Below are 21,369 nucleotides of genomic sequence, written 5' to 3'. Positions count from 1 at the left end.
GGACATCCCGCAGAGCCGACCAGACAAGGAACAGGCATGGCTTCGAAGCTCTCCCGCCGGCAGCTGCTGACCGTCGCCGGGCTCACCGTAGGCACCGCCTGGGTGGAACTCGGCGGCTCCCCGTCGGCGGCGTACGCCGCACCGGCCGGCGACCTGGTTCTCGAACCGGTCCCCGACCACCCGGTCCGGGTCCTCTCCCCGGACGGCGGCGCGCCCAGTGCCGTCCCGCGCCAGCTCGCGGTCCGGGTCCGCAACGACGACGTGGTCCTGCCGGCGGGCACCGCGCTGAAGGTCACCTTCGAGGGCCGCCTGTACGCCATGCTGCCGGCGCCGCTGCTCACCCTGGGCGGCCGTCGGCTGGCGGCCACCGCGACCACCGCGCCGGACCCGGCGACCGGCCTGACCGTCTGCACCGTCACCCTCGGCGAGCAGGTCCCGGCCCGGACCGCGGACACCGGCGACCTGATCGCGGTGGTGGGCACGGTCAACCCGTACACCTTCCCGTACGACATGGTGCGCAAGCCAGCCGACCCGATCGCCGCGGTCGGCGAGACCACCCGGGTACCGGGGGCCCGCCGAAACCTCAAGTCAAGCCGGCCGTCGTCGTTCGGCACGGCCGTGACGCCCTGGGGTGTCGAGGTCGCCGGCGGCTGGACCCGGCTCACCTGGGGACCGGACGGACGCTACTGGTACTGGTACCCCACGCTGGTGTCGGTCCGGGGCACCGGTCCCGGGCGTACGCCCGCCGCCGCGTTCGCGGTCACCGTCGACCCGCAGATCGTCACGGACGTCACGGTCACCGGCGCCCGGCTGAACGGCGAGCCCTACGCCGTCTCGAAGATCACCGTGTCGGAGGAGACGGTGACCGGTTCGCTGCGGCGGCTGCGGTGGACCGCCAAGGCCCGGCTCGACGCCGGTGACCAGCTCGACGCGGAGCTGACGGTGGTCACCCGTACTCCCGCGGGAGCCTTGGAGACGATCACCCATCCCGTAGTGTCCACCAGCATGGCGGCCCACCCGGGCGCCCGGCAGACCGGCCTGATGTCGGTCTCGCGGGCGGACTCGTCCTGGGAGTAGCGATTCCCCGCCGGTGGTGCCTGCGGGCCACCACCGGCGGGCAGTGCGAAAGTGAGAACGTTGTGTCGTCGTTTCCCTGGTACGACGGGATCGCCGGGGTCCTGGTCCTCGGCACGTGGGTGGCAGCCTGGTGGCGCAGCCGGCGGTTCCGTCTCCGGTTCGCCCTGCTGGCCCCGGCCGCAGCGATCGCCGGCATCGTGCTGGCCCTGGTCGTGACCGTCGAGACGGGCCGCGCGGCCGCCGGCTCGTGTGCCGGCACCGACTGCCATGACGTCGCCGGTTTCACCGCCCGCCTCGACAGCCCGGACGGCTTCGCCGGGCTGCTCGGCGCGAACGCCACGGTGGCCCTGTTCGTCGCGGTGCCGCTCACGGCCGTCACCCTGATCGTGGAGTACATCCTGCTGGTCCGCCGGCAGAACCGGGAGGACCGGGCGCTGGCCGAGGAGGCCCGCCGGCGCAGGGAGGCCTCCCGCGGCGCATGAGCCGGCGGCGGGGGACGGCCGGGACCGGCCGCCCACCCGCCCACCGCGAGTCAGGTGACTCCCGGTGACGCGTACCCGAAAAGGATCTCAGTCCTCGGCCGGCAGGCTGTCCATGAAGGAGCTGACCGAGAAGACCGCGCGGCCGGGCCCGGGCTGGCCGTAGCCGGGCGGGCTGGTCAGGCCGTTGGCCTCCATCGTCGCGCGGTACGCCTCCAGCAGCCGGATGTGGTACTCCAGGGGCGCGCCGTTGGGGTTGGTCTTGCCGAGCGGCGTGGTCGGCTCGGGGCACCAGGTGGTGAAGCGCGGGGTGATGCCGCGCGACATGAAGTACTGCAGGCCCTCGGTGGTCGACTCGATGGCCTCGTCGACGGTGCGGAACCCGAACGGCTCGGCCATCTCGATGCCGGCGACGAAGTTCGGGATGACGTTGCGCGGGCCGAAGATCTCCGCGGAGTCGAGGATGCGGCGGTGCCACTCCTCGCGGCCGACGTAGCGTTCCTTGCCGGGGCAGTGCAGTTCGAAGAGCCGCTTGTCCCAGACCTCGTAGTTCGGGTGGTAGATCTGGATGCCGTAGTCCTTGAACCGCTGGACGTCGGCCTTCGGCAGCGCCTGGGCGACGACCTTGCCGATCCAGCGGCCGGGGAAACGTTCCTCGATCGCCTGGGCGTACTGGCCGTAGAAGTCCGCCTCCGCCTTGCCGCCGACCTGCGAGGTGATGCTGCCACCGGTCAGGGTGTAGGCGGTCGAGGCCTTGAGCGTGTCGTACTTGTCGATGATCTCGAGGGCTTCGAGGACCTCGTCGACCGGTTTGACACCGGTGTACGGACGCCCGGCCGCCTTGTGCTGGCGCCAGTTGTGGTTGATGTCGCAGTACTGGCATTCTTCCTTGGCGCCGAAGTACTGGCACACCCGGAAGACCGTCAGGTAGACGAGGTAACCCCACTGGATGGTGGGTGCCACCTCCATCACCGACTTACCGTTCGCCAGCGTGTGCCGGTAATACTCCGGCATCGGCGGCAGGCCGACCTCGGCGATGGCCCGGCCGTCCAGGAACAGCATCAGGCGGCCGTCGGCGTCCGGTTTCACCCGGTACGGTGAGTCCGGGTTGGTGCGCACCGACACCACCGTGCGGCGCAGGTCGTAGGGGCCGCCGGTGAGGACGATCTCCTCCGGCGGCCGGCGCAGCGCGGCCTCGCCCAGTTCGGGCAGGGTCCGGTGGTCGAACGAGAAGATGAAGTACGACTTGGGTTTCACCTCACCGTTCTCGTTGTCGGTCAGTGCCGAGTCGTCGAACGCCAGACCGCCACGCAACAGGTCTTCCTTGATCACCGCCTCGCGCGGGACGTGCGGAAACCGCCCCATCAGGTCTTCGATCACATCTGTACGCGTCTGCATGTACCCCTCCCAGCCGGACCGTAGCACTCCGGCCCGTGGGCGGCCGGAGGCCTGAGACGCTGCTCACCGTTGACCTGAAGTGAAGTTGAGGTTTTAGGTTTCGACCGTGGAACACAGCAGTGACCGGTTCAAGGCCGCCTTTCGCAGGTACCCGACGGGCGTGGCGGTGGTCAGCGCCCCCGGACCGGTGGGTCTGACCGTCTCCAGCGTGTCGTCCGTCTCGGCCGACCCGCCGGCCCTGTCCTTCTCGGTGCTCGACTCGCCGTCCGGGCGGGCGATCGTCGGGGCGCCGAGTCTGGTCGTCAATCTGCTGGGCACCGACCACGCCGATCTGGCCGGCGACTTCGCCCGGTCCGGCGGCCCGCGATTCACCCCGGAGCAGGGCTGGAGCACGCTGCCGACCGGCGAGCCGTTCCTGGCCGGGGCGCTGGCGAGTCTCCGCGTCGAGCCGTTGCACCAGGTCCGGGTCGGTGGTTCCACCGTGATCGTGGCGGCGGTGACCGAGGTGCTCCTCGGCCCGGTCAGCGGCCGGCTCGTGCATCACGACCGCCAGTTCATCACCACCCACAGCGAAGGACACTGATGGCACTCCCCCGTTTCCTCACTCCGCGCGTGACCGTCAGCGCCCACTGCGACCTGCCGTGTGGCGTCTACGACCCGGCGCAGGCCCGGATCGAGGCCGAGTCGATCAAGGCCATCGCCGAGAAGTACCAGGCGAACACCGACCCCGAGTTCCGCACCCGGGCGATCCTGATCAAGGAGCAGCGCTCCGAGCTGGTCAAGCACCACCTGTGGGTGCTGTGGACCGACTACTTCAAGGCCCCGCACTTCGAGAAGTACCCGAACCTGCACCAGCTCTTCAACGAGGCCACCAAGCTCGCCGGCGCGACCGGCGCCAAGGGCTCGGTCGACCCCGCCGTCGCCGACCAGCTGCTCGGCAAGATCGAGGAGATCTCCACGATCTTCTGGGAGACCAAGAAGTAAGGAAACCGTCCTGAAGCGCCGCTCGCGATACCGTCGCGGGCGGCGCTTTCGCGTTACCGACTGATAATTTCCGCCTTATCAGATTCGGCCGGTTCGTGGGCAGAACATCGACAAGCGTTGCGCCTACGTAAAATCCCGGCCACTCTGTTGACCTCGCCGGGCCGAGCGAAGATCCTTGTCCGGCGGCCGTCACGGAATGAGATCCACTTCCGACGGTCCGCAGTCACGCGCCTCCCTCCATGAAGACCACCAGGTCGAGGAGCTGATCGCTTGTCCGTCCCCACCACGCCGGAAACCCGCAAGCCGGGCGGATCGATCCGCCGGCGCGTGGTCCGCACCCTCGCGTTGCCGGTCGTGACCACCCTGGTGCTGCTGACCATCGTCGCGATCGGCGAGGTCGAGAACTACCGCTCCGCCGCCTCCACCGCCCGTGCCGTCACCGTCGACCTGGCCGTCCGCGACCTGGTCCAGGAGCTGCAGAACGAGCGTGGCCTGACCGCCGGCCTGCTCGGCGGCAACGACGGCTTCCGGGCCGAACTCGCCCCGGCCCGGCAACGGGTGGACGGCAAACGGGCCGCCGTCGAGGACCTGATCGCCGGCGGCGGTGAGGTGGAGGACCGGGTCGCCACCGCCGTCCGCCAGCTGGACGGCCTCGCCGGGGTGCGGGCCGGCACCGACACCGGCGCCGGTGCCCGCGACGCCACCTTCGACTTCTACACCGGCCGGATCACCGACCTGAGCAGCGTGGACCTCAACCTGGACAGTGCCGCCGACACCGAGCTGCGCCGGGGTGTGTCCACCCTGCAGGCGCTCGGCGACGTCAAGGAGGCCACCGCCCAGGAGCGGGCGTTCCTCAACGGCGTCTTCTCCGCGAGCGGGTTCCGCAACGGCGAGTACCTGCGGTTCGTGACGATGCGCTCGGCGCGGGACGCCGCGCTCGCCGCGTTCGGGCGGACCGCGACGGCCACCGAGCGCACCGCCAAGGACTACCTGCTCGACACCGGCGCCGCCCGGGAGGCCGCCTACTTCGAGCAGGTCGCGCTCGGATCCGGCGACGGCGAATACCTCCAGGTCAACCCGCAGTCGTGGTGGTCGGCGCTGACCACGGTGCTGGACGACACGCTCACCCTGGAACAGCATGTCGGCTCGGTCATCCGGTCCCGGGCGGCGGCCCTCGAACAGCAGGCGACGCTGCGGATGGGGGTGCTGGCCGGCGGGGTGCTGCTCTGCCTGCTCGGCTCGGTCTATCTGGCCACCGTCGCGTCCCGGTCGGTGGCGCGACCGCTCGGTGCACTCGCCGACGAGGCGAACCGGCTGGCGAGCGAACAGCTGCCGGAGGCGGTCAGCCGGGCCACCGTCGGGGACAGCACCGACGCCCCGCCACCGGTCCGGGTGCCGCGCGGCGCCAGTGACGAGGTGCTGCTGGTGGCGGACGCGTTCGACCGGGTGCAGGCTACGGCGTACGCGCTCGCCACCGAACAGGCCGTGCTGCGGCGGACCACCGCCGAGTCGCTGGCCAACCTGGGCCGGCGCAACCAGAACCTGCTGCGCCGCCAGCTCGGCTTCATCACCAAGCTGGAACGGGAGGAGTCGAACCCGGCCGGCCTGGCGAACCTGTTCGAACTCGACCACCTGGCCACCCGGATGCGGCGCAACGCGGAGAGCCTGCTGGTCCTGGTCGGTGCGGCCAGCCCGCGACAGTTGTCCGAGCCGCTGCCGGTCTCCGACGTGGTCCGGGCCGCGGTATCCGAGGTGGAGGAGTACCGCCGGGTCAGCCTGCGCCGGGTGGACGACGTGCTGGTGCTCGGCGCGATGGTCAGCGGCATCGCGCACATGCTCGCCGAACTGATCGAGAACGGTCTGGCGTTCTCCCCACCGGACATGGACGTGGAGATCCACGGGCGGATGATCGGGGACGTCTACCTGATCGCCGTCAGCGACCAGGGCATCGGCATGTCGGCCGAGGACCTGGCGGTGGCGAACGCCCGGCTGCGCGGGGAGGGCGACTTCATCACGGCGCCGGCCCGGTTCCTGGGGCACTACGTGGTCGGCCGGCTGGCCCGGCAGATGGGCATCGCGGTGCAGCTGACTCCGTCGCCGGTGACCGGGGTGACCGCGCGGATCTCGCTGCCCGCGGAGATCCTGGCGGCGCCGCAGCCGGTGGCGACGGCGCCGCGGACCCGGGCGGAACGGATCAGTTCGCAGCCGCTACGGCTGCCCGCGGCCCCGGTGCAGATGCAGGATCTGCCGATCAAATCCACCACCATCGAGTACGTCGTGGTGCCCGACACCACCGAGCCGTTCGAGGCGGGTGAACGGACCGCCAACGGGCTCCGCAAACGCATCCCCCGCACCAGACGACCGGAAACCAACAAAACCGAAAAATACGAAATGTCGGAAAAGTTACCGCCGGTGGCCGACTCCCCCGAAGCCGTCCGTTCCCGCCTGACCGCCCTGCGCGACGGCATGAGCCGCGGCAGCGCCGTCGCCTCGGTAACAATCGCGAAGGAAGACCGATGAGCGTCGACACCACCGCAGACCGGCACCAGTTCAACTGGCTTCTCGGCAACTTCGTGCACCAGACCGACGGTGTCCGCGACGCCGTCGCGGTCTCCTCCGACGGCCTGCTGATCGCCGGGTCGGACGGCCTGAGCCGGGCCGAGGCCGACCAGCTCGCCGCGATCGTCTCCAGCATGGCCAGCCTGGCACGCAGCGCGTCCCGCCGGTACGACTTCGACGGCCTGAAACTCATCATGATCGAGATGCACCGGGGTTTCCTGCTGGTGTCGGTGATCGCCGGGGGCAGCTGCCTCGGGGTGGTGGCCGGCAGCGACTGCGACCTCGGCCTGGTCGGGTACGAGATCTCGCTGCTCACCGAACGGTTCGGCGGGCTGCTGACCCCGGCGCTGATCGCCGACTCCCGCCAGTACCTGCCGCGATGACCGGCTCCTCCTGGGGGCTGGAACCCGACGAGGACCCCGTGGTGCGCCCGTTCATGCTGACCGGCGGGCGTACCCAGCCGATGCACGACGGGCTGCGTATCGAGACGCTGCTGCGCGCGGCACCCGCGGCACTGTCCGCGCCGCTGCGCTTCGAGTCCAAGCGGATCATCGAGCTCGTCCAGGCCCCGATGTCGGTGGCCGACCTCGCGGTGGCGCTGCGGGTGCCGCTCGGTGTCGTCCGGGTCATCGTCGCGGACCTGATCACCCAGGGGTACCTGCACATCCAGGAACAGCAGGGTGAACTCTCCACCAGCATGATCGAAAGGATCAGGGACCGTGTCCGGGCGCTCTAGGGACCTGCATCCCGTCGCCGTGAAGATCGTCATCAGTGGCGGTTTCGGCGTCGGCAAGACCACCTTCGTCGGTGCCATCTCGGAGATCGAGCCGCTGGTCACCGAGGCCGAGATGACCGAACGCTCGATCGGCATCGACGACACCTCCGCCGTCACCCAGAAGACCACCACCACCGTCGCCCTCGACTTCGGCCGGATCACCCTCGACGACTCACTACTGCTCTACCTGTTCGGCACCCCCGGACAGGACCGCTTCGCGTTCCTCTGGGACGACCTCGTCGACGGCGCCCTCGGCGCGATCGTCCTGGTCGACACCCGCCGCATCGAGGACTGCTTCCCGGCCATCGACTACTTCGAGGAGCACGAGATCCCGTTCATCATCGGCGTCAACCGGTTCTCCGACTCGATGCGTTTCCACCTGGAGGAGGTCCGCGACGCCCTCGGGGTGGGCGACGACGTGCCGCTCGTCGAGTGCGACGCCCGCCGGCGCGAGTCGGTCAAGAGCGTCCTGGTCGCCCTCACCGAGCAGGTCCTGGTGAAGCGGGAGAGGGCGGCGTCGACGTGGTGAAACGGCTTCTGGCTCTCGCCTGCACGATGATCCTCGCCGGTTGCGCCGCGACCGACGCCGAGATCACCGCGCCACCGGGCGTCCCGGGGAACACCGCGTGCGGCGATGTCCGGATCGCGGTGAACCCCTGGTCCGGTTATGCGGCGAACGTCGCCGTGGTGGCCCGGCTCCTGGAGACCGAGCTCGGCTGCACGGTGACGACCGCCGAGCTGACGGAGGCCAACTCGTGGGCCGGTCTCGCCGACGGCACCGTCGACGTGATCCTGGAGAACTGGGGTCACGACGACCTGAAGAAGAAGTACATCGACGACCAGCGGGTGGCCGTCGAACTGGGACTGACCGGCAACAAGGGCGTGATCGGCTGGTACGTCCCGCAGTGGATGACCAAGACCTACCCCGACATCACGAACTACCGCAAACTCAACGACCACGCCGACCTGTTCCGCACCGAGCGTTCCGAGGGCAAGGGCCAGTTCCTGGCCGGCGACCCGTCGTTCGTGACCAACGACAGCACCCTGATCACCAACCTGAAGCTGGACTACACCGTCGTCTACGCCGGCAGCGAGGACAAGCTGATCGCCGCGTTCCGCAAGGCGCAGACCGAGAAGACCCCGCTGATCGGTTACTTCTACGAGCCGCAGTGGCTGCTCTCCGAGATCGACCTGGTCCGGGTGCCGCTGCCGTTGTACCGGCCGGGGTGCGACGCCGACCCGGACAAGGTGGCCTGCGACTACCAGCCGTACGACCTGGACAAGATCGGGCGCAAGGCGTTCGTCGACTCGGGCACCCCGGCGGCCACCCTGATCAAGAACTTCACCTGGACGAACGACGACCAGAACCAGGTCGCCCGCCAGATGACCAAGGGTGCGGACGCCGACAAGGCCGCACAGACGTGGCTGGACGCCAACCGGACGGTCTGGGAGGCGTGGCTGCCGTGAGGGACGTGGGGCGGTTCCGAGAAGACCGCCCCACACCATCACCGGTTGCTAGACCGAGGCCGAGATGCAGAACGGGTGACCGGCCGGGTCGAGCAGCACCCGCCAGCGGTCCGGCTGCGGCTGGTGGTCCGGCTTGACCGCCCCGATCCCGATCACCGCGGCCTCGCCGGCGTCCAGGTTGTCCACCCCGAACTCCAGGTGTGCCTGCTTCGGCACGTCCGCCTTCGGCCAGGTCGGCGCGACGTACTCGGCGACCTTGACGAAGCCCAGGCCGGTGCCGGGTTCGCCGAGGTAGACGAACTCGTCGCTGGTGTAGGTCGGTTCGATCCCGAGCAGCTTGGTGTAGAAGGCGGCCAGCGCGACCGGGTCGTCGCAGTCCAGCGAGAACCCGACGTAACGGGCGAGTGCCATGAGAAGTCCCTTCATCGGTACACACGGTGGAACAGGAGCCACTCTGCCGCCCAAGGCTGACATCTTCTGTCAGCCATCCTGTGGCAGTCTTCGGCCATGCGCGCGAGCCGGCTCCTCTCCATCCTGTTGCTGTTGCAGGACCGCGGCAGGCTGACCGCCCACCAACTCGCCGGTGAACTCGACGTCTCGGTCCGCACCGTCTACCGCGACATCGAGGCCCTGAGCGAGGCCGGCGTCCCGGTCTACGCCGAGCTCGGCGCCGGCGGCGGCTACCAGCTGCTGGACGGCTACCGCACCCGGCTGACCGGCCTCACCCCGCAGGAGGCCGCCACGATCTTCCTGGCCGGCGTGCCGGACGCCGCCGCCGAACTGGGCCTGGGCGCGGTGCTGACCACCGCCGAGCTCAAACTGCGCGCCGCGCTGCCGGACCGGCTGGGCCGGCACGCCGACGAGATCCGGGACCGTTTCCACCTGGACGCGGCCGGCTGGTTCCGGGAGACCGAGACGAACCCGCACCTGGCGCCGCTGGCCGGCGCGGTCTGGGAGCAGCGCCGCTGCCGCATGCGGTACCGCCGCTGGCGTGCCCCGCACGAGGTGGACCGGGTGATCGAGCCGCTGGGTGTGGTGCTCAAGGCGGGTGTCTGGTACTTCGTGGCCGTCGTCGATCCCGGCAGTCCCCCGCGCACCTACCGGGTGGCGACGATCCTCGAGCTGGAGGTCCTCGACGAGACCTTCACCCGGCCCGCCGACTTCGACCTGGCGAGTTCCTGGGCGGCGTGGGCCGCCGACTTCGAACGCCGGCTGCACCGTGCCGAGGCCACCGTCCGCTTCTCCCCCGCCGCGCTGACCCGGATCCCGTACCTGATGACCCGTGCCATGGCCCGCGAGACCCGGGACCGGGCCACCACCCCCGACGCCGACGGCTGGACCACCATCACCCTGCCCATCGAGTCCGTCGCCCACGCCCACGCCGAATTCCTCCGTCTCGGCGCCGACGTCGAGGTCCTCGCCCCGCCCGAGCTGCGCACCCTGATGCACGAGTCAGCGGCCCGGATGCTGACCCTCTATACCCCATAGATCAACACCGTTTCTCCGGTACGAGCCACACCTCCCTCGAGAAATGCGATCCGTCCCCGAGGCCCCGGACGGCCGGGGTCACTGCATCGGCGTATACGGGTTGATCCAGGTGACGGCGCCGTACCCGTACGCGTCACAGGCGTCCTTGAGCGTCGCGCCGACGGTGTCGCGTTCCGCCCGCAGCACCAGCTCACCGTCCACCTGGAAGATCGTCACCAGGACCGACACCATCGCCTCCGGCGGTAGCTCGACCGGCACCTCGACCCGCGCCCCGCTGTAGGTGACCAGGGTCAGCACCCCGGTCAACGGCCGCGGCCCCCGGTTCGCGGTCACCGCCAGCATCAGCCGGTCGATCTCCCGGACGTGCAGCAGGTCCCAGGTCAGCGACGGGCTGCCGCCACGGTGGTCGAGCAGCAGGCCACCGGCCTCGACCAGCGAACCCGGCTCCGGGTTCAGAACGCGGACCTCCCGGGACCGCCGCTGGCACGCCACCAGGAGACGGCCGACACCGGGTTCGGACCAGTGCATGGTCGCGGTGAGGGTACCCACCCCGGACTGGATGCGGGTGAGGACCGCGGTGGGCGTCGGCGGGGTCAGCGCCAGCGGCCGGTCCGGCGCGACCCGGCGGACCGGGGCGAGCCTGCGCCGGACGGCCGGCGGCGGGTCGGACCGCGGTGGGACGGCGGGGGCGGTGGGCGTACCCAGATCGAGGAGGTCTCCCCCGGCGGCCCGGACCGGAACCGGCTCCGGGGGTGCCACCGCGGGCCGGCGTCGATGCCGCAGGTAGGGCAGGTCGGTGCGGGGCGGGGCGTCCTCCGGTGACCCCATCCTCACAGCGACACCCCGAAGTCGCGGGCCACCCCGGCCGCGCCGTCGCCGTAGCCGTCGCCGAGCACCCGAAACTTCCAGTCCTGCTGGTGCCGGTAGATCTCGCCGAGCGCCATCCCGGTCTCGTCGGTCAGCCCCTCGGCGAGGTTCTCGGACCGGACGAGTTCCACGCCGCCGTTCAGGTTGAGGACCCGGATCTCGCAGCGGCGCAGCCGGCCCAGGGTGCGGCTGAGGCCGAGTCCCTCGTTGACGTACGTCACGACGACGATGTGCTGCACCGCGTCCGGGACGGCGTCCAGGTCGATCTCGATCTGGTCGCGGTCGGATCCGAGCGCCTCCTCGAGCCGGCGCACCGACATGTCCGGGGTGGCCAGCTGGTTGAAGAACACGAAGTGCTCGTCGGACAGCACCTTCTTCGACGGCCCGCACAGCAGGACGGCGACCACCAGGTTGTCGGTGAGGACCGTCTCGACCCCGGCGTCGAACCGGACCCCGAGCACCACCCCGGTCAGGTCCGGGATCTCCCTGGTCAGCGGCGCGTTGGCACCGCGCCGCATCACCGCGGCCGGCCCGATCACGGCAGGTCCAGGTCGGACCGGGTGAACTTGGTACGCAGGAAGTTGCTCTGCGTCTGCATCGCGTCCACGTCCCGGTCGCGGACCGCGGCCAGCGCGGACGTCGCCGCGGTGTGCAGGTCGGCGAGCTGGTCGTGCAGCAGGTCGTCCGGCGTGCGGCCGTCACCGCGGGGCCGGTCGCGCAGGTGTTCGTCCACCGCGAGATAGGCGCGCAGGGTGGTCGGCAGGTAGTCGCCGGCGCTTCCGGTCACCAGGATCATGGTGGTGGTCTCCAGCGGGGTCGACGCGGTGATGGTCCGCAGCGTGTCGGTGATCCAGCGGGCCTGCACGACGGCCCAGCCGGGCAGTCCGGCGGCGCCGCGGTTGATGAAACGGTCGAGGTCGTCGAGCATCGCCGCCGGGTCGGGCGGCTCGACCGCGGCCGGCGACGGATCCCGGTCGGCGTCGGTGCGACGGAACCAGCGCACCGATCAGTTACCGCCGTCGTTGCGGCGGGACCGCTCCAGGTAGGGCTGGGCGCGCTGGATCTGCCCCTCCAGCGCGTGCACGGTCTGCGACATGGACTCGACGGCCTGCGCCCGGAAGGTGTCGATGGCGTCCATGGTGGCGAACACGTTGTCGAACGCGGCCTGCAGTTTCGCCACGTCGACCGTCGCCGACGCGGCCTGTTGGTTGATCGCGGCGCCCTGGGTCTGCAACTGCCGTGAGGTGGACTCGATCAGGTTCGACGTCACCGTGTTCAGGGCGTTGATCTGGTCGAGGACGAGCTTCTGGCGGGTCAGCGCCTGCGACACGATCACCGCGATCCGCAGGGCGGCGACCGTGGTGGTCTGCGACCGGTCCACGCCGCGGATCAGTTCCAGGTTGTTCTTGCGGATCAGGTCGAGGGCGAGATAGCCCTGCACGCTGACCGCCATCTGGGTCATCAGGTCCTGCCGGCGCTGCCGGATCGCGAAGAGCGCGTCGGAGGTCAGCGTCTGGGCGTCCTCGGTCCGGCCGGCCGCCTCCAGTTCGGCGACCTTCGCGGTGATCGCCTCGTCGAGCGCGGCGGCCAGTTCGTTGTACTCGCTGAGCCGTCCCATCGACGACCAGAGGTTGGCCTTCTCGGTCTCGATCGCGGCGTTGTCCTTGCGCAGCTCGTCCTGGCCGGAGGCGAGCGCCCGGATGATCGCGTCGAGGTGGCTCTGGGCGGAGCGGTACTGGGCGAAGTAGCGGTCCACCTTGTCCCCGCCGGGCAGCCACTTGAGGGCCTTCTTGACGCCGGTCAGGTCGGCCCGTTTCGGGTCCAGTTCGGTGACGGTGACGCGCAGGTCGGCCAGGGTCTTGGCGACCCGGGTCTGCGCGTCGCCGCCGCCCTTGCCCTTGCCCAGCGCCGCGGCGGGCCGGTCGAGCATCCGGCTGGACGCGGTCGCGGCGGCCCGCATGTCCTGCTCGCCCATGCTGGTGATCGACTCGACCTTGCGGTGGAAGTCCGGCGACTTGCTGTCGATCCCGGCGAGCTCGTTCGCGAACGAGGCGGCGCGCTGCTGCAGTTCGGTCTGTTTCGCGGCCGGGACGGCGACGGCACCGGCGGCCTGCACCGGGGTCACCTCGGTGACCGGTCCGGGCGGGGTGAGGACGAGGGGCTCGGGCGTCGGGCCGAGATCGAGGCTGGACATGCGCTCAGCCGACGTTGACGCCGAAGTCACGGGCGATGCCGCCCAGGCCGTTGGCATAACCCTGCCCGACGGCCCGGAACTTCCATTCGTTGCCGTGCAGATAGAGTTCGCCGAATATCATCGCGGTCTCCGTGGAGAAATCCTCGCCCAGGTCGTAGCGGGTCATCTCCATCCCGTTGTCGGCGTTGATGATCCGGATGAAGGCGTTGCGCACCTGACCGAACGACTGCCGGCGTTGTTCGGCCTCGTAGATGGAGACCGCGACGACGACCCGGCGGCATTCGCCGGGCATCGCCTGGAGGTTGACCTCGATCCGCTCGTCGTCGCCGTCGCCGCCACCGGTCAGGTTGTCGCCGGCGTGCTGCACCGCGCCGTCCGGGCTGGTCAGGTTGTTGAAGAAGACGAAGTGCCGGTCCGAGAGGATCCTGCCGCTCTCGTCCACCATGAGCGCGCTGGCGTCCAGGTCGAAGTCCGCACCGGTGGTGGCCCGTTCGTCCCAGCCGAGGCCCACCGTGACCGCTTTCAGATTCGGCGCCTGTTTGGTGAGCGAAACATTGCCACCCTTGGCGAGACTGACCGACATATCTCCCCCACGCCTCTCACATCCACCGCGTCAATCGCCCCCATCGTTCTCCAGAACACCGTGATTCGTCAGGGAACCTCGAATCCAGCCTGTCGCGATGCCGCCGCGATTAGCCTTCGACCCGTGCTTATCCGCGTTTTCGGATGGTCGTTCGCCGTGACCGCCGCCGCTCTGATCGGAGCCTTGGCGCTGGGCGGCACCGGAGCGCTCGCGCTGGTCGCCATCCTCTGCGTCCTGGAGATCTCGCTCTCGTTCGACAACGCGGTCGTCAACGCCACCGTCCTCAAGCGCATGAACGCGTACTGGCAGCGGCTGTTCCTCACGGTCGGCATCATCATCGCGGTCTTCGGCATGCGCCTGGTGTTCCCGCTGCTCCTCGTCGCGGTCACCGCGCAGATCGGCCCGGTCGAGGTGGTCCGGCTGGCGCTGGCCGGCGGCACGGTCGACGAGCCGGGCACGTACGCGGCCCACCTGCACGAGGCGCATCCGAGCATCGCGGCGTTCGGCGGCATGTTCCTGCTGATGCTCTTCCTGAACTTCGTCTTCGAGGACCGGGCCGTCACCTGGCTGGGCTGGCTGGAGCGTCCGCTGGCCCGGATCGGCCGGCTGGACCAGGTGTCGGTGGTGACGGCCCTGATCATCCTGGTGGTCACCGCCGAGACCCTGGCCGACGAACCGGCCACCGTGTTGCTCGCCGGCGTGCTCGGCGTCACCACGTACGTGCTGGTGAACGGCCTGGGCGAGATGTTCGAGACGGACGGCTCGGACGACGGCGACCACGCCGCCGGCATCCACGGCGACGCACTGGCCGTGGAGCAGTCCCTCAAGACGGCCGGGCCCGCACAGGCCGGCACGGTGGCCGGCAAGGCCGCGTTCTCGCTGTTCCTCTACCTCGAGGTGCTGGACGCGTCGTTCTCCTTCGACGGCGTGATCGGCGCGTTCGCCATCACCCAGGACATCTTCATCATCGCGACCGGTCTCGGCGTCGGCGCCATGTACATCCGGTCGATCACGATCTACCTGGTCCGCAAGGGGAGCCTGGACGAGTACGCGTACCTGGAGCACGGCGCGCACTGGGCGATCGGCGCACTGGCCGCGATCCTGCTGATCAGCATCAGGCACGAGGTGCCGGAGATCGTGACCGGTCTGGTCGGCGTCACGTTCATCGCCGCGGCGATGGTCTCGTCCATCGTCCGCAACCGCCGGGGTGGGCTCGCCGCCTCGGCGGAGGACCGCCGTAACAACCTCATCGACGCCTAAGGAGCGTTGCCATGGGCGTGAGTCTGCGCAAGGGCGAATCGGTCTCCCTCGAGAAGGCCTCCGGCGACGACGCGCTGTCCGTCGTCCGGATGGGTCTGGGCTGGGACACCATCAAGAAGCGGGGCCTGTTCGGCGGCATGAAGGAGCAGAGCGTCGACCTCGACGCGTCGTGCCTGCTCTTCGACGGCCAGGGCGCGCTGGTGGACCAGGTGTGGTTCCGGCAGCTGCGCAGCCGGGACGGCGCGGTCACCCACACCGGCGACAACCTGACCGGCGCCGGGGACGGTGACGACGAGAGCATCGTGGTCGATCTCGGTGGCCTTGCTCCGGCCGTACAGTCGCTGGTCTTCGTGGTGAACTCCTTCACCGGCCAGAACTTCACACAGATCGAGAACGCCTTCTGCCGCCTGGTGAACCAGAAGAACGAGCAGGAGATGGCCCGGTACGACCTGTCCGGCAGCGGCTCGCACAACTCCCAGGTCATGGCCAAGCTGAGCCGGGGCGCCGGCGGCTGGACGATGACCGCGATCGGCGCGGCGGCCACCGGGCGGACCTTCACCGACCTGCTACCCGTGATCTCCCAGAACCTCTAGGCAAGGAGCAACCATGAGCGTCAGCCTCACCAAGGGCGGCAACGTCTCGCTGACCAAGCAGGCCGGCCCGGGCGGGTTGTCCGCGGTCACCGTCGGGCTCGGCTGGGACCTGCGCACCACCACCGGCGCCGACTTCGATCTGGACGCCAGCGCCATCGTCGCCAACGCGGCCGGCAAGGTGATCTCCGACCAGCACTTCGTCTTCTTCGGCAACCTGCAGACCCCGGACGAGTCGGTGCAGCACACCGGGGACAACCTGACCGGTGCGGGTGACGGCGACGACGAGCAGATCAACATCAAGCTGGCCGACTTGTCGCCCGATGTCGACAAGGTGGTCTTCAACGTCTCGGTCTACGAGGCGGACCAGCGGGGACAGTCCTTCGGGCAGGTCCGCAACGCCTTCATCCGGGTGCTGAACCAGGCCGACGGCAAGGAGCTGGCCCGCTACGACCTGTCCGAGGACGCGTCGACCGAGACGGCCATGGTCTTCGGCGAGGTGTATCGCAACGGCGCCGAGTGGAAGTTCCGGGCCGTCGGCCAGGGCTACGCCTCGGGTCTGCGGGGCATCGCCCAGGACTACGGCGTCAACGTGGCGTGATCACCGTGCCCATCGACTACACCAAACGCCCGGCGGCGGCCGCGACCCCGCCGGTCTCGCTGTCGAAGGTCAGCCTGACCAAGGCTGCGCCGACCGTCTCGCTGACCAAGCAGGGTTCCGCCTCCGGCGTGCTGCGGGTCAACCTGAACTGGAACGCCAAGCCGGCGACCGGCGGCGGGATCTTCCGCAAACCCGCGCCCGGCGTCGACCTGGACCTGGGCTGCCTGTACGAGTACACCGACGGCTCCAAGGGTGTGGTCCAGGCGCTGGGCAACGCCTTCACCGACCGGCACTCGTTCGGGAGGAACCCGATCTGCCGGCTCGACGGGGACGACCGGTCGGGCGCCGTCTCCCAGGGGGAGAACCTCTTCGTCGACCTGGCGCAGGCGCAGGCCGTACGCCGCATCCTGATCTTCACGTTCATCTACCAGGGCGTGCCGAACTGGGCCGAGGCGCGCGCCGTCGTCACGGTCTTCCCGGCGAGCGGGCCGGAGATCGAGGTGCTGCTCGACGACGCCGACGACCGGGCGTCGATGTGCGCCATCGTGATGCTGGAGAACACCGGCTCGGATCTCTCGGTACGCCGCGAGGTCCGCTACATCCAGGGCGGCCACAAGAAGATGGACGAGGCCTACGGGTGGGGCATGCGCTGGGAGGCCGGCCGTAAGTAGGCAATCCCGCGCCACGGCCGGGATTCCTGTGCACTAATGGGCATATGCGGCACTTCGCCCATCTCGCGCCGGAGATCCGCGGGCGGCTCTTCTCCCGCGAGCCCGGCTCCTTCGACCGCTCCGCGGACCCCGAGACGCTGTCGGTCGCGCTCGGCGCCACCCTCTACATGCCGGGCACCCGGCCGGACCTGGCCCGCGACCTGCGGTCCGCCGCCGCGCGCGGCGTGATGAGCGTGGTCGTATGTCTGGAGGACGCGATCGACGACGACAGCGTCGCCGCGGCGCAGGAGAACGTGATCACCCAACTGCGGACACTGACCGCCGCCGAGACGCCGCTGACCTTCGTCCGGGTCCGGCACCCGGACCAGATCACCGCCATCGTGGGCCGTCTCGACGCCGCGTCGACCCCGCTGACCGGGTTCGTGCTGCCGAAGTTCACCGACGTGGACGGCGCCGACTACCTCGACGCGCTGGCCGGCGCCGCGGACACCTCCGGCCTGCGCCTGTTCGGCATGCCGGTGCTGGAGTCGACGGCCGTCGCCCACCGGGAGACCCGCGACGACACCCTGCACGCGGTGCAACGTCTGCTGGGCAAGTACCCGGGCATGGTCCTCGCGATCCGGGTCGGCGCCACCGACCTGTGCGGCGTCTACGGGCTGCGCCGCGAACGCGACCTGACCGTCTACGACGTCTGCGTGGTCGCCGACGTGATCGGCGACATCGTGAACGTGTTCGCCCGCGCGGACGGCACCGGATACGCGGTCAGCGGACCGGTCTGGGAGTACTTCGGCGACGCGGGACGCCTGTTCAAACCCCAGCTCCGGGAGTCGCCGTTCCACCCGCACTACGCGAGCGACCTGCGCCGCGACCTGCTCGCCTCCGGGCTGGACGGCCTGCTGCGGGAGGTGACCCTGGACAAGGCGAACGGGCTCACCGGCAAGACCGTCATCCACCCGAGCCACGTGCCGGTGGTGCACGCGCTGATGGTGGTCACCGCCGAGGAGTTCGCCGACGCCGACGACCTGCTGGCCACCGGGGCCCACGGCGGCGTGTGCGCTTCGGCGTACCGGAACAAGATGAACGAGGCCCGGCCGCACCGCGCCTGGGCCGAGCGGGTCCTGCGCCGTGCCGCGGTCTTCGGCGTCGCCCGGGAAGGCGTCGGCGCCGTCGACCTGCTCGTGGCCGGCGCCGCCGCATGACCACGACCGCGCCGGTACGGCCCGGCTGGCCGGGATCCTGGGTCGCCCGGCACCTCCCGGCCACGCTGACCGGCACACCCGGCGTCGAGGACCTGGTCGGGCTGGCCCTGCGCGACAACACCCGCCGCGCCCACCTGCTCGTCTCCCGGGTGCTGGGCAAGCACGTACCGGTGCACCCGGCCGAGATCCGGTCCGCCGGCCTGCGCCTCGGACAGCAGGTGCAGACCCTGCTCCCCCCGCGCGCTCCCGGGGTGGTTCCGCTGGTCATCGGGTACGCCGAAACAGCCACCGCCCTGGGTCAATGTGTAGCCGACGCCCTCGGGGACGCGATCTGCCTGCACTCGACCCGCCGGGAGACGCCGGGCATCCGGCCGGCCGCGCAGTTCGCCGAGGCGCACTCGCACGCCACCCGGCACCTGCTCGCCCCCGCCGACCCGGCCCTGCTGCACGGCGACGGCCCGGTGATCCTGGTCGACGACGAGCTGACCACCGGCGCCACCGCCGCCGCCACCATCCGGGTGCTGCACGACCTGCACCCCCGCCGGCACTACGTCGTCGCCGCCCTGGTGGACACCGCCGGCCCGGACTGGGCCCGGCGGCTCGCCGCCGAACTCGGCACCGGCATCACCCTGGCCGCCACCGTTCAGGCCCGGCTCGACCTGCCCGCCGACGTCCTCGACCGGGGGCACGACCTGGCCGTCCGCCACGGCGAACCGCCCCGGGCCTCGCCCGGCGCACCGCGGGTGACCCGGCTGCGACCGCCCTGGCCGGACGGCCTGCCCGCGGACGCCCGGCACGGCTTCCACCCGGCCGACCGGGACCGCCTCGAGGCCGCGCTGCCCGTCCTGACCGCACCGGTGCCGCACGGCGGACGGCTGCTCGTCCTCGGCACCGAGGAGCTGATGTACACGCCACTGCGCCTGGCCGGGGCCCTGGCCGATCGCGGCGACGACGTCCTGTTCGCCAGCACCACCCGGTCCCCGGCGCTGCCCGTCGACACCCCCGGGTACGCCCTCCGCGACGCCGTGACCTGGACGTCCGGGGAGGACGGCGGGCCGCGGTACGCGTACAACCTGGTGACGACGGCACCGGACGCCGTCCTGCTGGTCACCGACACCACCGTGCCGGCCGGCCTGATCGCCGCGCTCGGGGCGGCCACCCGGCACGTCCTGGTCGCGACCGTGGGCGCGGCATGAGCGCCCCGGTCAACACGCCGCTGCGGGGTCCGGCGTTCGGGTCGTACCCGCTCGACGACGTCGGCTGGCTGCTCACCGACCTGTCCGGCGCCGACCTGGAGGCCCCCGCCGAGCAGCGGGAACGGGCCGTCCAATCGGGGACCGCCCACTACGCCGAGTCGCTGCCGGTCGAGTACCGGCCGGCCGGCGACTACCTCGCCCTGTTCCACCGGGCACTGCGGGACAACAGCGTTCGGGTCGCCCACGACGTCGGCGTCCTCACCGAACTGGTCCGGCACCTGGTGACGCCCCGGCCGGTGCTGCTCTCGCTGGCACGCGCCGGGACCCCGGTCGGTGTCCTGATGCGCCGCTGGGCCCTCGCCGCCGACGGCGCCGACCTGCCGCACTACGCGGTGAGCATCGTCCGCGGCCGGGGCATCGACGTCGCCGCCCTGCGCTGGGTCGCCGACCGGCACGGCACCGCGGACCTGGTCTTCGTCGACGGCTGGACCGGCAAGGGCGCGATAGCCCGGGAACTGCACGAGGCCCTCGCCGCCGTCCGCGACCGGGACGGCCTCGACGTGCCCGGCCGGCTGGCGGTCCTCGCCGACCCGGGCGGCTGCACCCCGCTGCACGCCGGCCGCGACGACTACCTCATCCCGTCGGCCTGCCTCAACTCCACGGTGTCCGGTCTGGTGTCGCGGACCGTGCTGAACCCGGCCCTGACCGGTCCCGGACGGTTCCACGGCGCCAAGTTCTACACCGAGTTCGCCGCCGACGACCTCTCCCTGACCTTCCTGGACGCGGTCAGCGGCCGCTTCGACGAGGTACGGGCGACGGTGGCCCGGGACTGGCCGGTGCTGGCCGCCGCCGACCGGGACGTCACCTGGCAGGGGCTCGCGGAGGTGCGGCGGATCGGGGAGGCGTACGGGGTCACCGACCTGAACCTGGTCAAACCCGGGATCGGCGAGACCACCCGGGTGCTGCTGCGCCGGGTGCCGTGGCGGGTCCTGGTCCACCCCGGCGCGGGACCCGACATCGAGCACGTCCGGGTGCTGGCACGACGGCGTGGCGTACCCGTGGAGGTCGTTCCCGACCTGCGCTTCCGATGTGTCGGACTGGTCCGGGGCATGACCGGATGACCCTCGCGGACACCGATCCGACCATCCGGTATCCACCACCACCGTCGCCCGTCTCCGGACCGGCGCTCGTCGCCTGCGACCTGGACCGCACCCTGATCTACTCGGCCGCCGCGGTGACCACGCCGGCCCCGCCGCTGGAGGTGGCCGAGACCAGCGACGGCGCGCCGCTCAGCTTCCACACCCGGGGCACCGGTCCGCTCCTGGCCGCCATCGGCCGGCTCGCCCCGTTGGTACCGGTCACCACCCGGACCCTGGACCAGTACCGGCGGGTCCGGCTCACCGGGTGGCCGCCGCGGTACGCCGTCGCGGCCAACGGCGGGCACATCCTCGTGGACGACCGGGTCGACCCCGCGTGGGCCGGCACGGTCGCCGCCCTGGTCGGGCAGGAGTGTGCTCCGCTCGGTGAGGTCCACGACCACCTGCGCGACGCCGCTGGCGCGGACGAGTGGCTGCTGCGCGTGTACACCGCCGACGACCTGTTCTGTTACGCCATCGTGGAGCGGTCCCGGTTGCCCGCGGACTGGCTGCCCGAACTGTCGGCGTGGTGCGGGCAGCGCCGGTGGAACGTCTCCCTGCAGGGCCGCAAGGTGTACTGCATGCCCCGCCCGGTGACCAAACAGGCGGCGGTGGCGGAGGTGGCCCGCCGCCTGCGGACGGAGGTGCTGTTCGCGGCCGGCGACTCACTGCTGGACCAGGATCTGCTGCGGGCCGCGGACGCGGGTGTCCGGCCCGCGCATGGGGAGCTGCACGAGCGCGGCTGGGCACACGACCGGATCGCGGTGACCGACGTCAGTGGGGTCATGGCCGGTGAGGAGATCGCCGCACGACTGTTGGCCTATCTGCTGCATCGGCCGTGAAAG

The 21,369-nt window shown here is 70.8% G+C and carries 25 protein-coding genes; 18 read left to right on the top strand and 7 right to left on the bottom strand.

Annotated features, from left to right (window positions below; genetic code table 11):
* Positions 1-36: 36 nt before the first annotated feature.
* Entirely contained in the window at positions 37-1,077 is a 1,041-nt protein-coding gene (locus tag QSK32_RS40080) for a hypothetical protein (protein WP_285474870.1), read from the top strand.
* A 62-nt stretch (positions 1,078-1,139) separates the two neighbouring features.
* Entirely contained in the window at positions 1,140-1,559 is a 420-nt protein-coding gene (locus QSK32_RS40075; protein ID WP_285474869.1) for a hypothetical protein, read from the top strand.
* A gap of 87 nt (positions 1,560-1,646) precedes the next feature.
* On the opposite strand, the gene QSK32_RS40070 is transcribed toward QSK32_RS40075, so the two are convergent.
* Entirely contained in the window at positions 1,647-2,954 is a 1,308-nt protein-coding gene (locus QSK32_RS40070; RefSeq protein ID WP_045747669.1) for a radical SAM protein, read from the bottom strand.
* A gap of 106 nt (positions 2,955-3,060) precedes the next feature.
* Between QSK32_RS40070 and QSK32_RS40065 the strand changes: the two genes are divergently transcribed.
* The 7 genes from QSK32_RS40065 to QSK32_RS40035 all read left to right on the top strand — a co-directional run bounded on the left by QSK32_RS40065 (position 3,061) and on the right by QSK32_RS40035 (position 8,739).
* Positions 3,061-3,537 carry a flavin reductase family protein gene (locus QSK32_RS40065; RefSeq protein ID WP_045747670.1) on the top strand — a complete coding sequence of 159 codons (477 nt, stop codon included), beginning with the start codon at positions 3,061-3,063 and terminating at the stop codon, positions 3,535-3,537.
* Positions 3,537-3,938, top strand: a complete 402-nt coding sequence (sodN, locus tag QSK32_RS40060) for a superoxide dismutase, Ni (protein ID WP_285474868.1) — start codon at positions 3,537-3,539, stop codon at positions 3,936-3,938. The genes QSK32_RS40065 and sodN overlap by 1 nt, the downstream gene beginning before the upstream one ends.
* A gap of 270 nt (positions 3,939-4,208) precedes the next feature.
* Positions 4,209-6,458 carry a sensor histidine kinase gene (locus QSK32_RS40055; RefSeq protein WP_045748536.1) on the top strand — a complete coding sequence of 750 codons (2,250 nt, stop codon included), beginning with the start codon at positions 4,209-4,211 and terminating at the stop codon, positions 6,456-6,458.
* A complete protein-coding gene (locus QSK32_RS40050) occupies positions 6,455-6,880 on the top strand; it encodes a roadblock/LC7 domain-containing protein (RefSeq protein WP_285474867.1) in 426 nt (141 codons plus the stop codon). The genes QSK32_RS40055 and QSK32_RS40050 overlap by 4 nt, the downstream gene beginning before the upstream one ends.
* Positions 6,877-7,233 carry a DUF742 domain-containing protein gene (locus QSK32_RS40045; protein WP_045748581.1) on the top strand — a complete coding sequence of 119 codons (357 nt, stop codon included), beginning with the start codon at positions 6,877-6,879 and terminating at the stop codon, positions 7,231-7,233. The genes QSK32_RS40050 and QSK32_RS40045 overlap by 4 nt, the downstream gene beginning before the upstream one ends.
* Entirely contained in the window at positions 7,217-7,801 is a 585-nt protein-coding gene (locus QSK32_RS40040; protein ID WP_285474866.1) for a GTP-binding protein, read from the top strand. Before QSK32_RS40045 ends, QSK32_RS40040 begins: the two co-directional genes overlap by 17 nt.
* Before the next feature lie 26 nt (positions 7,802-7,827).
* Positions 7,828-8,739, top strand: a complete 912-nt coding sequence (locus QSK32_RS40035; RefSeq protein WP_502872591.1) for an ABC transporter substrate-binding protein — start codon at positions 7,828-7,830, stop codon at positions 8,737-8,739.
* 48 nt (positions 8,740-8,787) lie between these two features.
* Here the strand turns inward: QSK32_RS40035 and QSK32_RS40030 are convergent, their stop codons facing one another.
* Positions 8,788-9,165 carry a VOC family protein gene (locus tag QSK32_RS40030; RefSeq protein WP_045748075.1) on the bottom strand — a complete coding sequence of 126 codons (378 nt, stop codon included), beginning with the start codon at positions 9,163-9,165 and terminating at the stop codon, positions 8,788-8,790.
* Between the two features lie 81 nt (positions 9,166-9,246).
* On the opposite strand from QSK32_RS40030, the gene QSK32_RS40025 reads away from it, so the two are divergent.
* A complete protein-coding gene (locus QSK32_RS40025) occupies positions 9,247-10,227 on the top strand; it encodes a helix-turn-helix transcriptional regulator (protein ID WP_285474864.1) in 981 nt (326 codons plus the stop codon).
* Between the two features lie 78 nt (positions 10,228-10,305).
* On the opposite strand, the gene QSK32_RS40020 is transcribed toward QSK32_RS40025, so the two are convergent.
* From QSK32_RS40020 to QSK32_RS40000, 5 genes are read right to left on the bottom strand one after another with little or no spacing between them, the layout of a single operon-like run.
* Positions 10,306-11,055, bottom strand: a complete 750-nt coding sequence (locus QSK32_RS40020; RefSeq protein WP_045748077.1) for a hypothetical protein — start codon at positions 11,053-11,055, stop codon at positions 10,306-10,308.
* A gap of 2 nt (positions 11,056-11,057) precedes the next feature.
* On the bottom strand, positions 11,058-11,633 hold the full coding sequence (locus tag QSK32_RS40015; RefSeq protein ID WP_211275630.1) for a TerD family protein: 576 nt from the start codon (positions 11,631-11,633) through the stop codon (positions 11,058-11,060).
* A complete protein-coding gene (locus tag QSK32_RS40010) occupies positions 11,630-12,097 on the bottom strand; it encodes a hypothetical protein (protein ID WP_045748078.1) in 468 nt (155 codons plus the stop codon). The genes QSK32_RS40015 and QSK32_RS40010 overlap by 4 nt, the downstream gene beginning before the upstream one ends.
* Before the next feature lie 3 nt (positions 12,098-12,100).
* Positions 12,101-13,288 carry a toxic anion resistance protein gene (locus QSK32_RS40005; RefSeq protein WP_285474863.1) on the bottom strand — a complete coding sequence of 396 codons (1,188 nt, stop codon included), beginning with the start codon at positions 13,286-13,288 and terminating at the stop codon, positions 12,101-12,103.
* A 4-nt stretch (positions 13,289-13,292) separates the two neighbouring features.
* The gene (locus tag QSK32_RS40000) at positions 13,293-13,871 is read right to left on the bottom strand and encodes a TerD family protein (RefSeq protein WP_045748080.1); all 579 of its coding nucleotides are present in this window, start codon (positions 13,869-13,871) and stop codon (positions 13,293-13,295) included.
* A 123-nt stretch (positions 13,872-13,994) separates the two neighbouring features.
* On the opposite strand from QSK32_RS40000, the gene QSK32_RS39995 reads away from it, so the two are divergent.
* The 8 genes from QSK32_RS39995 to QSK32_RS39960 are packed head-to-tail and all read left to right on the top strand — an operon-like array spanning position 13,995 to position 21,366.
* On the top strand, positions 13,995-15,131 hold the full coding sequence (locus tag QSK32_RS39995) for a DUF475 domain-containing protein (protein WP_285474862.1): 1,137 nt from the start codon (positions 13,995-13,997) through the stop codon (positions 15,129-15,131).
* Positions 15,132-15,142: 11 nt separating this feature from the next.
* Entirely contained in the window at positions 15,143-15,724 is a 582-nt protein-coding gene (locus QSK32_RS39990; RefSeq protein ID WP_045748082.1) for a TerD family protein, read from the top strand.
* A 13-nt stretch (positions 15,725-15,737) separates the two neighbouring features.
* A complete protein-coding gene (locus QSK32_RS39985; protein WP_045748083.1) occupies positions 15,738-16,322 on the top strand; it encodes a TerD family protein in 585 nt (194 codons plus the stop codon).
* Positions 16,319-16,993 (top strand): TerD family protein, encoded by a 675-nt coding sequence (locus tag QSK32_RS39980; protein WP_211275631.1) that lies wholly within the window; start codon positions 16,319-16,321, stop codon positions 16,991-16,993. The genes QSK32_RS39985 and QSK32_RS39980 overlap by 4 nt, the downstream gene beginning before the upstream one ends.
* 44 nt (positions 16,994-17,037) lie before the next feature.
* Positions 17,038-18,192: an HpcH/HpaI aldolase/citrate lyase family protein gene (locus tag QSK32_RS39975; RefSeq protein WP_045748084.1), complete on the top strand. Its 1,155-nt coding sequence runs from the start codon at positions 17,038-17,040 to the stop codon at positions 18,190-18,192.
* Entirely contained in the window at positions 18,189-19,388 is a 1,200-nt protein-coding gene (locus QSK32_RS39970; RefSeq protein ID WP_285474861.1) for a phosphoribosyltransferase family protein, read from the top strand. Before QSK32_RS39975 ends, QSK32_RS39970 begins: the two co-directional genes overlap by 4 nt.
* Positions 19,385-20,509, top strand: a complete 1,125-nt coding sequence (locus QSK32_RS39965; protein WP_285474860.1) for a cysteine protease StiP family protein — start codon at positions 19,385-19,387, stop codon at positions 20,507-20,509. Before QSK32_RS39970 ends, QSK32_RS39965 begins: the two co-directional genes overlap by 4 nt.
* Positions 20,506-21,366, top strand: a complete 861-nt coding sequence (locus tag QSK32_RS39960) for an HAD family hydrolase (protein WP_045748087.1) — start codon at positions 20,506-20,508, stop codon at positions 21,364-21,366. The genes QSK32_RS39965 and QSK32_RS39960 overlap by 4 nt, the downstream gene beginning before the upstream one ends.
* The last annotated feature ends 3 nt before the right edge of the window (positions 21,367-21,369 follow it).

Origin of the sequence: Actinoplanes sp. NBRC 101535, from assembly GCF_030269225.1 — a bacterium.
Lineage (GTDB): Bacteria > Actinomycetota > Actinomycetes > Mycobacteriales > Micromonosporaceae > Actinoplanes > Actinoplanes rectilineatus.
This window is presented reverse-complemented; position numbering and strand designations above follow the sequence as displayed.